The organism is Flavobacterium frigidimaris, assembly GCF_002217275.1.
GTDB lineage: Bacteria > Bacteroidota > Bacteroidia > Flavobacteriales > Flavobacteriaceae > Flavobacterium > Flavobacterium aquidurense.
On record NZ_MUGV01000031.1, the window covers coordinates 1 to 14,938 of the forward strand.

Consider the following 14,938-nt stretch of genomic DNA (forward strand, 5'->3'; position numbering starts at 1 on the left):
GAAACAGCTCCTTATTAAAACAATGGTTCTTCTTTAAAAAATCCTTCTTATATATTATAGTATAAAACCATCCTTTTTTATATATGTAGAAAAAAGACAAACCCGACAGGTTTTAAAAACTTGCCGGGCTGGAATAATGTACCTTATATATAATAGTAGAAAAATGTACTTATATATGTATACTATTTAAACTATCAATTACCTCTTTTGTGATTTGGATACTTTTTAGCTTGGCCTGATGATCATAGATTGGGCTCGTTACCATCAGTTCATCTATTCTGGCGTAGTTAATAAACTTTTTAAGATCGATTTCTAATTGTTCTTTGTTTCCTGTAAAAGTGCAAGCGGTCATTTGATTGACATGGAAACGTTCTTCTTCGCCCATAATATCATCCAATGACGGAACGGGTGGCTGAAGACCTTTTCTATCTCCGCGAATTAAGTTTAGAAACATTTGATACAAACTGGTTGAAAGTAATTCAGCCTCTTCATTTGTATCTGCAGCAATGATATTAACGCATGCCATTGTCTTTGGTTTATCTAAAACCGTTGATGCCTGGAAATTCTCACGATAGAATTCAAATGCCTGTATCATTTGTCGTGGTGCAAAATGTCCGGCAAAAGCATATGGCAAACCATAAGCAGCGGCCAAAGCAGCACTTTCCATACTTGAACCTAAAATCCAGATTGGAATGTTTGTTCCTTCAGCCGGAAAGGCGCGAACTTTTGCTGTCGCATTTTCTTCTGAAAAATAATCCTGAAGCTTGGTTACGTTTTGAGGAAATCGTTGTGCCTGCTCAAAAAAGTCTTTTCGAATGGCTTCGGCAGTTGGCTGATCTGTCCCGGGTGCTCTACCTAAACCTAAATCGATTCGGTTTGGATAAAGCGTCTCCAAGGTTCCGAATTGCTCAGCAACTATTAAAGGAGAATGATTTGGCAACATGATTCCACCAGAACCTACACGGATGTTTTGAGTCTGACTGGCAATATAACCAATTAATACCACTGTTGCTGTACTTGCAACATGTGCCATATTGTGATGTTCGGCCAGCCAAAATCGCTTATATCCTAATTGGTCAGCGAGTTGGGCGATGTCTTTTGTTTTTTGAAATGTTTCGGTGGGATTGCTACCTTGTGTTATGATAGCGAGTTCTAGTATTGAGACTGAAATTGGATTTTTCATGTAAATAAATGCTTTTTACAAAATTACTTCATTTAAGACAAAGCATAAATTCTTTGATGTTAATAGAATTATAATATTTGTAACTACAAATGTTCCTTACTTCAAATGAATATTAATGAGTTTATGTTTTGTTTTTCCGTCGCTGGAAATTTTAAAATCTGGTGAATTGGATTCAATTTCAAATTTGGAGGAAGTTTCTACCGCTAATGAAATATCCTTATTACGGAAATTTTTCGGAATTTCAGGAACTTCAATCGTTACAATACCTTCTTTATTATTCTGAGTATACTTTATTTTTATTCTATCACGAAGCCAGATATATTCGTAAACTTCCTGCCAGGGTGCCATCCAGATTGAATCATTTCCGTTTGTACCATATTTATTTGCAATTGTAGTCATATAATATTTGAAGTCAGGAAAACGCATACTTAAATTCCAAAGATTTGAATTTCCTACACCATGTGTAAATTCGTTATACCAAATGGGTCCTGATAATTTTGCAACGGAATCAAAAGTTGCCAAAAAACGATCCATAGTTTTAAATCCGACTGTATCTTTTGAGCTTTGAACAAAAGTTCTGGCATAAATCATCTTGTCTAAATTTATTTTATTACCAACTTTAATAACTGGTCCGGCACCAACATAAGATGCTACCGAAAAAGAGCCATTTGCCAAAGCGTCTCTTTCATATTCTAAATGATATCCCGGATCACTTTCTCCGCCAGGCACAACAAAATGCGACATAGTAAAACCTAAATTTTGTTGTATTGAAGTTGTATTCTCCGTTACCTCTGTCAGGAAATTAGTCCCATGTTTGGTAGCGTGATGAAAACCGTGATTCAAAATATCCCAACCTGCGTTGTATAATTCCTTCACTTCTAACCAGGAAAGATGTCCACGATTTGTTGGCAAATCACCAATTGCTCCCCCATTTATTGCTAAACCTAACTTAAAAGGAATTTTACTCTCTAAACCATCTGAATAAAAAAGCCCTTTTGAAATTGTTCCGTCTCCACCCTGATCGTTTTTCCACTCGTTTATCATTGGCGGACTAATTTTTCCTCCATTAAATAATGGAAAAGCTGTTAAATACACCGATCTATAACCGTCATCAACTGTAAAACTGTAGGCTAAATGTTTATTGAATTTTAAATCGGCAGCCTGAATTTTTACTTTCTCTGTTGATTTCAATTTTATTTTAAAAGATATGGTTTTCGTTTTAGACGAATCTATTTTAGAATTATTTCCAAAACAAAACGAGACAGAACTGATTGTAAAAGCAAAAATGAATAAATGCATCTTTATTTGTAAACGTGGTATTTTCATTTGGAGGATCTGATATTGAGATTTTAAAGGTACATCTCTTTGCAAAAAGTCCATTAAAAAAAATGATATTTCAAGAGTCTAAAATAATTTTTAACGAAATATAATAAGTACTGAATCGTCATCCTTTAACAAACGTTTAATATCAAAGGCTTTTACAAAAAGGCACATGCTTTGTGTTTTGAAAGTATTATCATACTATTATTCAAAAAACTCAAACTGCTTTTTATGTACTTGTCTAATACAAAAACCATTGTGTTTATTACGGGAGCATTTGTCAGCCACTCTTGTTGGGAGAAATGGATTGTTTTTTTTGAAAATCAAGGCTACAAAACAGTTGCCCCGCCATGGCCTTACAAAAATGAAAGTGTTGAAACATTACGCAATCAACATCCGGATTCAAAAATTGCACTTCTACGTTTATCCGTTGTACTCGACTATTATGTAGAAATCATAGAGAAACTACCTGAAAAACCCATTTTAATAGGGCATTCATATGGTGGCCTTTTAACGCAATTACTGGTTCAGAAAGAATTGGCTTTTGCCGGAATTTGCATTCATTCTGTTGCTCCAAAAGGTATGTTTACGGCGAAATTCTCTTTTTATAAAGCGATCTGGAAACCTTTAGGCTTTTTTACTTCTGCAAAAAAAACGTATTTGATGACTTTTAAAGAATGGCAAACCGCATTTACAAACGAAATGTCATTTGAAGAACAAAACTATTCTTATGAAAAATTGGTTATTCCGGAATCGAAATCGGCCTTACGAGATATTTTGACTAAAACCGCACGCATCAACTTCAAAAAGAAACACGAACCATTACTGTTTTTATCAGGATCTAACGATACATTTATTCTGACTTCGCTCAATTATTCTAACTTTAAAAGATACACCAACATTCATTCTATAACTTGTTATAAAGAATTTAAAGGTCGTAATCATTTTGTAATAGAGCAATCTGACTGGCCTGAAGTTGCCGCATTTATTGCAAGATGGCTCGAAAAAATCAGTTAATTTAATTCTCTTTTTATTTCCAGTTTTTTAATTTTTGAATTTAAAGTAGAGGGATGTATGTCTAAAATTTCGGCTGCGCCACCTGCTCCGGATATTTTTCCGTTACATTTTTTCAGGATATACAATATATAGTCTCTTTCGTTTTCGAGAATTGTTTTTATAGAGAATGATTCACTTGCTTGTTCTGCATGCATTTTTGATGATGTCGAAAGCTCAATTTCTTTGATTGTATTTCCGTCTGTCAATAAAATGGCACGTTGCATTACATGTTCGAGTTCTCTAATATTTCCCGGCCAATTGTAATTTATAATTTGCTCCAAAGCAAAATCAGAAAGATTTGGTGCTTTTCGGCCCATTTTTTCACTGTATACTTTTATAAAATGATTTGCCAAATCAGGAATATCTTCTTTTCGTTTTTTTAATGATGGAACTAAAATCGGAAAAACATGCAAACGATAATACAAATCCATTCTGAATCTTCCGGCTGCCACTTCTTCTTCAAGATTTTTATTGGTAGCTGCAATAATTCTAACGTCAATTTTCATTGAAGATCTTCCTCCAATGCGTTCAATTTCTCTTTCCTGCAATACACGTAATAATTTTACCTGAAGTTCCAGAGGCATTTCTCCTATTTCATCCAGAAATATTGTCCCTCCGTCAGCCAATTCAAATTTACCAATTCGCTTGTCTACTGCTCCTGTAAAAGCACCTTTTTCATGACCAAAAAGTAAAGATTCAGCCAGATTCTCAGGAATTGCTCCACAATTAATAATAATTAGGGGTTTATCTTTTCTTGGCGATAATGCATGAATCCCCTGGGCGATTTTCTCTTTTCCTGTTCCGCTTTCGCCTAAAACTAAAACTGATGTGTCTGAGGGTGCCACTTTTCTGATATAATCAAATACTGTAATCATTTGCGGACTATTACCAATAATACCTTCAAAACCAACCGATTTATTTAACTGTTTTACCTCTTTAATAATAGTTTCTTTTTGATCTGTATCAGAAGTTGTTTTTGGATACATTTTGGTAACAAATTGTGCAAATGTATTTTCGAGATTAGACAAGAGTTTTAAATTTTCTGCCGAATAGACATTAAAATTTCTGCTATAGAAAGTAAAATAAAATCTTTGAATTGTTTCAATTGAAACCGGAAATACCAAATAGGATTTAATTCCGAAATTATGAGAAATCAGGCTTTTTATTGGCGCTGTCTGAAAGTTGTTTATTAAAGATTCTTCGCTGTAAATAACAGGTTCTAAATCTATTTTTGATTTTCTATAGGTCTCGTTTAATTCTTTAATGGAAATGTCTGCTATTTTCGAGAACTTTTCTGCGCTGATGATTTGATAATCATCAATATTTCTACGCATAATTCCAATGTTCGCATAATGTGTAGTGTTTGCAAAACCAACTTCTGCATAATCAAACGAAATGTAATTTTGTATCATTCTTCCGAATGCCAATAGTGCATTTTCCCACTTAAGATTTGAATTTAAAATCTCATTCATATCTTTTTGCAATTGCATTTGCTGCATTAATTGCGATTCTAAGCTATATTCCTGACGATAAAAAGCGATTTCAAGAGTGGTCAAAACATCCTGCTCTCTAAAAGGCTTCACAATAAATCCGTAAGGTTGTGTAATTTTCGCCTGATCTAAAATCTTTTTGCTGGAATTTGCTGATATAAATATAAAACCGATATAATTTTCTTTGAGAATTTGAGCCAAATCAATTCCGTTACGATTTCCCTTTAGCATAATATCCAGAAAAACTAAATCCGGCTTTTCTACCTCAATTTGTTCCAATGCCTGATCAACTGAACGTGCAATTCCAATCACTTCATAATTTGCTTTTTCAAGAATTAATTGCAAATCATGTGCTTCTATAAATTGATCTTCAACAATTAAAATTCTTTTTTTAGAAACAGATTTAGGGAGAGTAGTTGCATCGTTGGACACGGTTTTCATAATTGTGGTACTTTTACTGTTATAATACTTCTAATAGATTGGTATAAAATTAGTTAATTATTAGAAGTAAAACAGTAAAACTTCAAAATTTAAATCAAAAAAAATCGCTTTTATGTGAATTTTCCTGATATTATTTCAAAAATCAGGAAGTGTTTATTTCTATATTTGTTTACCAAAACACAGTAACCATTTAATTGTAAGTGAAATATGAAAAAATTATACTTTATAGGTTTTATACTTTTCATTGCATTTCAAACATTTGCCCAAACCCCTCCTTCTGTCAGCAAATACGATTTAAAGAAGAAAAGACTTTTGATTCAGGCCTGTTCTATGTATTTATACAATTCTAATCAAGGTGCTATTGATGTTGACAGCTCTGTAGTTTTGGCGTGTAAGGCCTATAAACTGCCCGTTTCATTAGCTTATGATGAAGGATATAATGATGGCGCTGCTTTGATTGGAAAAGATTTGATCGATAAAGGAAATATCGATTCTGTTAAAAAACTTCTGAATAAATCTAAAGAGGAAAATCGGATTAAATTGTTGCTTCAGTTAGGAAATTTTTACCTTTTTAAAACTGGAACAAAACCGGAAGATTTGCAAAATGCATTTTTATCTATTAAAGAAGCGGTTGATTTGAGTAATAAACTCAAAATAAAAAAATGGCAGCATCAAAGTTCATTATTACTTGGCAAATATTATTTTCAGGCTAATAATCCTGTTGAAGGTAAAAAACACTTTTTGCAGGTTATAAACGAATGCCGAAAAGCAAATGACAAACGCGATCTTGCTGATGCTCTGGATGCTTACGCAACACTATTGTCAAATTTAGATCCGGAAAAAGAGAAAATTCTTGAAGAAGCAATTTCTATTTATGCCTCATTAGCATTGGAGGAAAAAAGAATCGAAAACTACATGAAGATTACGACCCTCTATTTTTGGACAGGAAGAATCAATGAAGCTAAAAAAAGACTGTACCAAAATTTGATTGATTTGCGAAAAATTGGCTTTACTCATGAGCAATTTGATGAAACAACTATTTCTTATATTGAATTGAATCAATATAACATAAAAAGTGCCCTTTACTACGCCTTAAAAAGTGTAAAAAGAATGGAAGCCGAAAAGGATTATACGCTGGCTGATGTTTTTTATATACGTTTGGGCAATGTTTACAATGTTATTGGGTATAATGAAGCCGCTTTGGATTTGTACAAAAAAAGTATTCAGTTTGGACAAAAAGGCTTAAACAGCGGTCATTGGTACAAAAGTTTTTTAAGTGCTGTAGGCGCTTTATCTATAAAAGGCAAAAATAAGGAAGCTCTTGATTATATTAATTCAATGACGCTTAATTATCCGCCAACTAATACTTTTGATAAAATGATGCTTGCTTATACAAAAGCGAATTGTTATGCTGCATTAAAGAATTATAATTTAGCCGAAAAAAACTTTAAGGAAATTGGTCTTTATGCAGAAAAACTAATTGCTCCCGAAAGAGTTAAAGAAGTAATCGTTTGTTATCAATCAACAGCTCTTTTTTATGCTAACAGGCATCAGGCAAAAAAAGCTCAATACTATGCAGACAAAGCAGTATCATTATCAAAAAAATACAAAACACAGACTAATACAGATAATCTCCAAATAGCATTATTTTTAATCGATTCTCTTAATGGAAATTACCACTCATCTATAGTACATTTTCAAAACTATAAAAAAATAAGTGATTCCATTCATGACATATCTAAAAACAAACAAATTGAAGAATTAAAAATTCAGTATGAAACTAAAAATAAAGAACAGAAAATTGCACTTTTAAACGATCAATCGAAACTACAGAAAAGTGAATTACAAAAATCAAAACTTCTTAATAATTTAGCGATTGGCAGTTTGGTTTTGCTTTTAATTACGATTAGCTTGCTTTACAATCGTTATCGTTTAAAACAGCGAAATCACACTAAACTTGAACTCAAAGAGAAAGAAATCAATCAAAAAAACCTCAACCTGAGACATTTATTAGATGAGAAAGAATGGCTTTTGAAAGAGATTCATCATCGCGTAAAAAATAATCTTCAAACCGTAATAAGTCTTTTAAATTCACAGTCGGCTTATCTGGATAATGATATGGCTTTGTCAGCGATAAAAAACAGTCAGCACAGAATTCATTCTATGTCCTTGATTCATCAAAAATTATATAATTCTGAGAATATTGCAACGATAAATATGCCGAATTATATTAGGGAATTGGTCGAGTATTTAAAAGATTCTTTCTCGCTTGCGCAAAGAATTCGTTTTGAAATCAAAGTTACACCATTAGAATTAGATGTGGCACAGGCCGTGCCGCTTGGACTTATTTTGAATGAAGCCATTACAAATTCCATTAAATATGCTTTTCCGAATAACCGAACAGGAATGATTTATATAACGCTTGACGGACTTGCTGAAAATCGGTATTTATTGACCATTTCAGATAACGGAATTGGTGCTGAAACTGATTTTACAGAAGCAAAGGCAAACTCATTTGGGATGAGTTTAATAAAAGGTTTGAGTGATGATTTGGAAGGAAAATTCACGATGGAAAATAATAACGGAACGATTTTAAAAATCGAATTTTTGCAAGAATTTCCGATAAATCAAAAAAGACAAATGATTTAAAACCTAAATTTGTATCACGAAAATAAATTTCGATTCTAGCCTTTCCCTCAAATGACACACAAAATTTTAATTATAGACGACGAAGAAAAACTTAGAAGTCTGCTCGCTCGAATCATTAAATCGGAAGGATTTGAAGTTTTTGAAGCCAAAGATTTAAAATCGGGTTTTAAAAAATTAGAACAAACAGAAATTGATGTTGTTCTATGTGATGTGAAACTGCCTGATGGAAATGGTGTTGATTTTCTTCAGAATATAAAAGGAAATTTTCCTTTAGTAGAAGTTGTTCTATTGACCGCTTTCGGAAATATTCCGGATGGCGTTCAGGCCATGAAAAATGGTGCTTTCGATTATATTGTAAAGGGCGACGATAATGATAAAATTATTCCGCTTTTATACAAAGCTGTCGAAAAAGTACAATTGCAGAAAAAGGTACAACAACTCGAAAAACGAATTGGCGATAAATATTCTTTCAATACTATTATTGGAAAATCTAAAGGAATTGAACAAGTAATCGATTTGGCACAAAAAGTTGCCAAAACCGATTCGACTGTTTTATTAACAGGAGAAACCGGAACTGGAAAAGAGGTTTTTGCACAAGCGATACATGAAAATAGTAATCGGGTTGGAAAATCTTTTGTGGCTTTGAACTGCAGTACTTTCAGCAAAGAAATTTTAGAAAGTGAATTGTTCGGTCATAAACAGGGTGCTTTTACGGGAGCTTTAAAAGATAAAAAAGGTTTTATTGAAGAAGCTAATGGAGGAACTTTATTTCTAGATGAAATTGGCGAAATGCCAATCGATCTTCAAGCAAAATTATTACGCGTTTTAGAAACTAGTGAATATATTCCGGTTGGAGATACTACTCCAAAAAAATCAAATTTCAGATTAATTGCTGCTACAAACCGTGATTTAAAAACAGAAAGTGACGAACACCGTTTTCGTTCTGATTTATATTTTCGATTGAATATTTTTGAAATTAAACTGCCGTCTTTACGCGAAAGAATCAAAGATGTTTCAGTATTGGCGCATTATTTCGTCAAGCAATTCTCTGAAAAAACGAATAAAAAAACTCTAAATATTGCCGATGATTTTCTTCAGAAATTAGAAAATTATTCCTGGCCCGGAAATATCCGGGAACTTAAAAATATTATCGAAAGATCCGTTATTTTGAGTAATGGCGATACTTTAACTTCAGATGTTTTGCCTTACGAAATGCAGCATCAGCCTGATAAAACAACAAAATCGATGTCGGCATTTTCTATGCAGAGTATTGAAAAACTGCACATTCAGAAGGTTTTAAATTATACAAAAGGTAATAAAGCTGAAACGGCTAGATTACTTGAAATTGGGATTGCGACTTTGTATCGAAAATTGGAGGAATACGGGATAGAAAAAAATTAAATTCCAAATTTTAAAATTCCAAATTCCAATTTAAAGCTCCATCGGAGCAAAATGTTTATAGAAAATGAAATCGATTTTTAGGTCAAAGCTCCAGCGGAGCGATAATATGGCTTTCCTTTGAATCTAAATATGCCACCCCGATGGGGTTTTATCACAAATCGTGTGTTTTTCTATAAATATGACGTCCCGCTGGGACTGAAATTCTAAAATCAATAATTAAACAACCTTATCATTTCAATAAAAGCTTATCATTTTGATAGGCTTTTTTTATGCCTGATTTTTGGCACAAAACTACATTCCTTTTATTGACAGCACTTTAGCTATACCTCAACTTTTTCGGAACATATTTTGGCATAAGGAGGAAGAACATAAAAATTCATTCTCATGAAATCGGCATGATTCAAATTAAAAAATTGAAGCGAAGAATGACGATACCATATTCCTTTAAAAACAAATATTATCTACGTATGAAAAATCAAGTAACCTCAATCTACAAACAAGCAGAACGCTTTGCTGAGATAACCAAAAAATCTATTATTTCTGGAAATATTGTTCGTGCCAAAAAATGTCTGGCACTTGCTGAACGCTTATTTATTAGTGGAAGTATCGAAACTAAAAATGCTATTTCTAATGTGTATGTTTTCTCCGTTTCTTCTTTTATGGAAGTTCGTCACTGCAACATTTCACATCTTTTTCCTCAAACGCTTAAAGCGGAATATATCAAGCAAATTAATACTTCAGGAGTTTAATTAGTGAAATGTTTTTTGTGAAATGTAAGACGTTCATCGCTTTTCACAAATAACATTTTACTACTCACATTTTACATTTCACAAATCTAAAATCATCTATATGTTAATCACTTTTCTTTTACTCGCATTGGCCGTTGTGCTTTTTGCCATTTGTTTTAAATCAGTTGAATTTTTTGAAAAAATCTAAATCATGACTGCACTATTTATTATTTCCATCGCTGTTTTTGGCTATTTGGTTTATGTATTAATCAAACCTGAAAAATTTTAATGATGTAAAAAGTTATAAGTGAGATGCTAGATGTTATGCGTCAGTCTCCTTTTTCATCCCACATTTTACATCTCACATTTTTACAATTAACAAACACATATTATGAACACAGAGTTATTTGGTGTCATTAGCATTTTTATCATTTCGATAGTTTTAGCCATTCCGATAGGAAAGTATATTGCTAAAGTTTATTTGGGAGACAAAACACTTTTTGACCCGATTTTCAATCCAATTGAAAAATTTATTTTTAAAATCAGCGGAATCAATTCCACTGAAGAGATGAACTGGAAACAGCATTTGAAAGCACTTTTGAGTGTAAATATGATTTGGTTCTTTCTTTGCTTTTTTGTCTTGCTTTTTCAGGGATCACTATTTTTAAATCCTGACAACAATCCGTCAATGACACCCGATTTAGCCTTTAATACGGCTATTTCATTTGTAGTAAACTGTAACTTACAGCACTATTCAGGCGAAACCGGACTTTCCTATTTATCACAAATGGTTTTGATGTTTCTGCAATTTGTTTCTGCTGGTGTCGGAATGGCTGCTGCAGCAATGATTTTTACTGCAATGAAAGAGAGAACAACAGAAAAACTAGGGAATTTCTATAATTATTTCATCAAAAGTTGTACTCGTATTTTATTACCGCTTTCAGCTATTGTGGCAGTTGCACTATTATTTAGCGGAACTCCTATGACGTTTGAAGGAAAAGATACCATCACGACTTTACAAGGCGATTCAGTACAAGTTTCGCGCGGTCCGGCTGCAGCTTTTATTGCTATCAAACATATTGGTACAAACGGTGGTGGATTTTTTGGAGCCAATTCGGCACATCCTTTAGAAAACCCTACTTATTTTACCAATGCTGTTGAACTTTGGGCACAATTGATTATTCCGTTTGCGATGATTTTTGCTCTTGGTTTTTATCTAAAGAAAAAGAAACTAGCTTACGTGATCTTCGGAGTGATGACAGTTGGTTTTTTACTCCTCGTGATTCCAACAGTTATTAGTGAACTTAATGGAAATCCTGCCATAGAAAAAATGGGAATTGCCCAGGCAACCGGAGCAATGGAAGGAAAAGAAGTTCGGTTTGGCCCTGCCATTTCAGGATTCTGGAGTATTGCTACAACCGTAATTTCCACCGGTTCTGTAAACAGTATGCACGATAGTTCGATGCCAATTTCCGGAGCAATGCAATTATTAGCCATGATGGTTAATGCCTTTTACGGAGGCTGTGGCGTCGGAATCTTAAACTTTTATATTTTCATTATTCTGGCAGTATTCATTTCCGGATTAATGGTAGGACGAACTCCTGAATTTTTAGGGAAGAAAATCGAAGCACGGGAAGTTAAAATTGCTGCTTTTATTGCGATTCTTCATCCTTTGTTAATTTTAGCCGGAACAGCGATAGCTTCTTATTTTGCTGCACATGATACCGCAATGGGTTACTGGTTTAGCGGCAATGCAACAGGCTGGCTCAACAATCCGGGTAATCATGGATTCTCAGAAATGTTATACGAATATACTTCGAGCGCTGCCAATAACGGTTCTGGTTTTGAAGGTTTAGGAGATAATAATCCGTTCTGGAATATCACTACAGGAATTGTGTTGCTGTTAAGCCGTTTCATTCCGATTATTGGTCCATTGGCAATTGCCGGATTATTGGCTAACAAAAAATACATTCCGGAAAGTGCAGGAACTTTAAAAACGGACACTTCTATTTTCGGAATAATGGTTTTCGCTGTAATCGCAATTATTGCTGCCTTATCATTCTTTCCAGCTTTGGCTTTAGGTCCATTGGCAGAATATTTTGGAATGTAAAATGTGAAAAAGTAAAATGTGAGATGTAAACTCATCTTACAACTCACATTTCACATCTCACTAATAACAAATCATAAACGTGTTTCAAGATTCTTGATTAATCCATAAATAAGTTTTCCTATGATATCTAATTTTTCAATCAATTGCTCACATTCTTTTTCATTGAGAAAATCTAACTCCCTACTTAATAAAATTAAAGTATCGAGTTCTGATAAAGAACCTAGTGAAATATATAAAAAATGGATAAACTCTTTTGTTCCTTTTCTTGCTGCTCCTTCTGCAATATTAACCGGTACAAAAACAGAAGCTCTTCGGATTTGGGAAGTAATTCCAAACTTTTCCTCAGAAGGGAATTGTCTTGTAGCTAAATAAATTTCTTTAACGAATTCAAAACTTTTAATCCAAGAATTCAATTTTTTGTGTGGTTTCATATTTAAATAATTATTTACAAAAGTAGGAAATTTCACATTTAACATCTAACATTTTACACAAAGAAAAATGACAACTAATAAATCCGCATCATTGTTTGAAAGTAAGCAGGTAAAAGAAGCTCTAGTGCAATCTTTTGTGAAGCTTAATCCAAAATTAATGATCAAAAATCCGGTAATGTTTACCGTAGAAATAGGGACTGCCATTATGTTTGCTGTTTGTATTTCCATTTTAATGGGCGCAACTGACCAAGGCAGTTTTACATATAATTTAATTGTGTTCTTGATTTTACTTGCTACACTTTTGTTTGCCAATTTTGCCGAAGCTATTGCCGAAGCCAGAGGAAAAGCACAGGCGGATAGTTTAAGAAAAACACGTGAAGAAACGCCTGCAAGACAAATTTTACCTAACGGAGAAATCAAAAACATCAGTTCATCTGAATTGAAAAAAGGAGATGTTTTCGTTTGTGAATCAGGCGATTTAATTGCAACTGACGGAGAAATTATTGAAGGTTTAGCCACTATCGACGAAAGTGCTATTACCGGAGAAAGTGCTCCTGTAATTCGGGAAGCCGGCGGTGATAAATCATCTGTAACAGGTGGAACAAAAGTATTGTCTGATAAAATTAAAGTAATCGTAACTTCTGAACCTGGCGAAAGCTTTTTAGATAAAATGATTGCTTTGGTTGAAGGTGCAAGCCGTCAGAAAACGCCAAACGAAATTGCCTTAACCATTTTATTAGCCGCATTTACCTTAATCTTCGTGATTGTGTGCGTTACGCTAAAACCGTTTGCCGACTATGCAAATGCACCCATCACGATTGCGGCTTTTATTGCTTTGTTTGTTTGTTTGATTCCAACCACAATTGGAGGTTTACTTTCTGCTATTGGTATTGCCGGAATGGACAGAGCATTACGTGCCAACGTAATTACAAAATCTGGAAAAGCGGTAGAAACTGCAGGAGATATTGATGTATTGCTTTTGGATAAAACCGGAACCATCACTATCGGAAACAGAAAAGCAACCAGTTTTTATCCTACAAAAGGCGTTTCTGAAGAAGATTTTATAAAATCTGCTGTGTTAAGTTCACTGGCAGATGACACTCCGGAAGGGAAAAGTATACTTGAGTTGAGTGAAATGTTAGATGTAAAAGGTGAAATGAAAGCAAGCATTTCACAACTCACAGATCACATTTCACAAACTATCAAATTTACCGCTGAAACCAGAACTTCCGGAGTTGTTTTAAAAGACGGAACCAATATTCGAAAAGGTGCTCAGGATGCTGCAAAAAATATTGCTGCTCAGGCAGGAAATAATTTTCCTGAAGATACTGCACAAAAAGTAATCGACATTTCTTCAAACGGAGGAACACCATTAGTGGTTATTAAAAACGATCAGGTTCAAGGTGTTATCGAATTACAGGATATCATTAAAACCGGAATGAAAGAACGTTTTGACCGATTGAGAAAAATGGGTGTAAAAACGGTAATGGTTACCGGAGATAATCCACTTACAGCTAAGTTTATTGCCGAGGCTGCGGGAGTTGATGATTTTATTGCCGAAGCGAAACCTGAGGATAAAATGAACTACATCAAAAACGAGCAAAATCTGGGTAAACTGGTTGCCATGATGGGAGACGGAACAAATGACGCTCCTGCCCTAGCCCAAGCCAATGTTGGTGTTGCCATGAACAGTGGAACTCAGGCTGCGAAAGAAGCCGGAAACATGGTCGATCTTGATAATGACCCAACGAAACTTATTGAAATCATCGAAATTGGAAAACAGCTTTTAATGACTCGTGGAACACTTACTACTTTCTCTATTGCAAATGACGTAGCGAAATATTTTGCTATTGTTCCTGCTCTTTTTATTACTGCGATTCCTGCGCTTCAAGGTTTAAACATTATGCATTTGCATAGTCCGGAAAGTGCCATTTTATCAGCGGTAATTTTTAACGCGATTATCATTCCGATCTTGATTCCATTAGCATTGAGAGGTGTTGATTACAAACCAATTGGTGCCAGTGCGATTTTAAAAAGAAATCTTTTAATCTACGGTCTAGGCGGATTGATTGTTCCTTTTATCGGAATTAAACTGATTGATTTACTTGTTGCTTTATTTATGTAAATAA

Annotated in this window: 11 protein-coding genes; 7 read left to right on the top strand and 4 right to left on the bottom strand. The window is 33.9% G+C overall.

The genetic code is table 11. The features are described 5' to 3' along the window. Positions 1 to 169: 169 nt before the first annotated feature. Positions 170 to 1,183, bottom strand: a complete 1,014-nt coding sequence (locus tag B0A65_RS17130) for an LLM class flavin-dependent oxidoreductase (RefSeq protein WP_074659983.1) — start codon at positions 1,181 to 1,183, stop codon at positions 170 to 172. A gap of 96 nt (positions 1,184 to 1,279) precedes the next feature. Further along, a complete protein-coding gene (locus tag B0A65_RS17135) occupies positions 1,280 to 2,374 on the bottom strand; it encodes a polysaccharide deacetylase family protein (protein WP_207556450.1) in 1,095 nt (364 codons plus the stop codon). 360 nt (positions 2,375 to 2,734) lie between these two features. Between B0A65_RS17135 and B0A65_RS17140 the strand changes: the two genes are divergently transcribed. After that, positions 2,735 to 3,520 (top strand): alpha/beta hydrolase, encoded by a 786-nt coding sequence (locus tag B0A65_RS17140; RefSeq protein WP_074659981.1) that lies wholly within the window; start codon positions 2,735 to 2,737, stop codon positions 3,518 to 3,520. On the opposite strand, the gene B0A65_RS17145 is transcribed toward B0A65_RS17140, so the two are convergent. Next, a complete protein-coding gene (locus B0A65_RS17145) occupies positions 3,517 to 5,490 on the bottom strand; it encodes a sigma 54-interacting response regulator (protein ID WP_074659980.1) in 1,974 nt (657 codons plus the stop codon). The two genes, B0A65_RS17140 and B0A65_RS17145, sit on opposite strands and share 4 nt — an antisense overlap. 207 nt (positions 5,491 to 5,697) lie before the next feature. Here B0A65_RS17145 and B0A65_RS17150 point away from each other — a divergent pair, with 207 nt between their 5' ends. The 5 genes from B0A65_RS17150 to kdpA all read left to right on the top strand — a co-directional run bounded on the left by B0A65_RS17150 (position 5,698) and on the right by kdpA (position 12,378). Beyond that, complete coding sequence (locus tag B0A65_RS17150; RefSeq protein WP_074659979.1) at positions 5,698 to 8,139, top strand: tetratricopeptide repeat-containing sensor histidine kinase; 2,442 nt, start codon at positions 5,698 to 5,700, stop codon at positions 8,137 to 8,139. 51 nt (positions 8,140 to 8,190) lie between these two features. Beyond that, the gene (locus tag B0A65_RS17155) at positions 8,191 to 9,540 is read left to right on the top strand and encodes a sigma-54-dependent transcriptional regulator (RefSeq protein ID WP_074659978.1); all 1,350 of its coding nucleotides are present in this window, start codon (positions 8,191 to 8,193) and stop codon (positions 9,538 to 9,540) included. A 467-nt stretch (positions 9,541 to 10,007) separates the two neighbouring features. Further along, entirely contained in the window at positions 10,008 to 10,289 is a 282-nt protein-coding gene (locus B0A65_RS17160; protein ID WP_059116045.1) for a DUF7674 family protein, read from the top strand. A 190-nt stretch (positions 10,290 to 10,479) separates the two neighbouring features. Next, positions 10,480 to 10,557 (top strand): K(+)-transporting ATPase subunit F, encoded by a 78-nt coding sequence (kdpF, locus tag B0A65_RS17165; protein WP_072975519.1) that lies wholly within the window; start codon positions 10,480 to 10,482, stop codon positions 10,555 to 10,557. 102 nt (positions 10,558 to 10,659) lie between these two features. Next, entirely contained in the window at positions 10,660 to 12,378 is a 1,719-nt protein-coding gene (gene kdpA / locus B0A65_RS17170) for a potassium-transporting ATPase subunit KdpA (protein WP_074659977.1), read from the top strand. A 71-nt stretch (positions 12,379 to 12,449) separates the two neighbouring features. On the opposite strand, the gene B0A65_RS17175 is transcribed toward kdpA, so the two are convergent. Then, on the bottom strand, positions 12,450 to 12,809 hold the full coding sequence (locus B0A65_RS17175) for a four helix bundle protein (RefSeq protein ID WP_074660000.1): 360 nt from the start codon (positions 12,807 to 12,809) through the stop codon (positions 12,450 to 12,452). 67 nt (positions 12,810 to 12,876) lie between these two features. Between B0A65_RS17175 and kdpB the strand changes: the two genes are divergently transcribed. Then, complete coding sequence (gene kdpB / locus B0A65_RS17180; protein WP_074659976.1) at positions 12,877 to 14,934, top strand: potassium-transporting ATPase subunit KdpB; 2,058 nt, start codon at positions 12,877 to 12,879, stop codon at positions 14,932 to 14,934. Positions 14,935 to 14,938 lie beyond the last annotated feature (4 nt).

Bases quoted from the DNA above. Each gene is read 5' to 3' on its own strand.
- B0A65_RS17130 (WP_074659983.1), bottom strand. From the start codon at position 1,183: ATGAAAAATCCAATTTCAGTCTCAATACTAGAACTCGCTATCATAACA.
- B0A65_RS17140 (WP_074659981.1), top strand. From the start codon at position 2,735: ATGTACTTGTCTAATACAAAAACCATTGTGTTTATTACGGGAGCATTT.
- B0A65_RS17145 (WP_074659980.1), bottom strand. From the start codon at position 5,490: ATGAAAACCGTGTCCAACGATGCAACTACTCTCCCTAAATCTGTTTCT.
- B0A65_RS17150 (WP_074659979.1), top strand. From the start codon at position 5,698: ATGAAAAAATTATACTTTATAGGTTTTATACTTTTCATTGCATTTCAA.
- B0A65_RS17155 (WP_074659978.1), top strand. From the start codon at position 8,191: ATGACACACAAAATTTTAATTATAGACGACGAAGAAAAACTTAGAAGT.
- B0A65_RS17160 (WP_059116045.1), top strand. From the start codon at position 10,008: ATGAAAAATCAAGTAACCTCAATCTACAAACAAGCAGAACGCTTTGCT.
- kdpF (WP_072975519.1), top strand. From the start codon at position 10,480: ATGACTGCACTATTTATTATTTCCATCGCTGTTTTTGGCTATTTGGTT.
- kdpA (WP_074659977.1), top strand. From the start codon at position 10,660: ATGAACACAGAGTTATTTGGTGTCATTAGCATTTTTATCATTTCGATA.
- B0A65_RS17175 (WP_074660000.1), bottom strand. From the start codon at position 12,809: ATGAAACCACACAAAAAATTGAATTCTTGGATTAAAAGTTTTGAATTC.
- kdpB (WP_074659976.1), top strand. From the start codon at position 12,877: ATGACAACTAATAAATCCGCATCATTGTTTGAAAGTAAGCAGGTAAAA.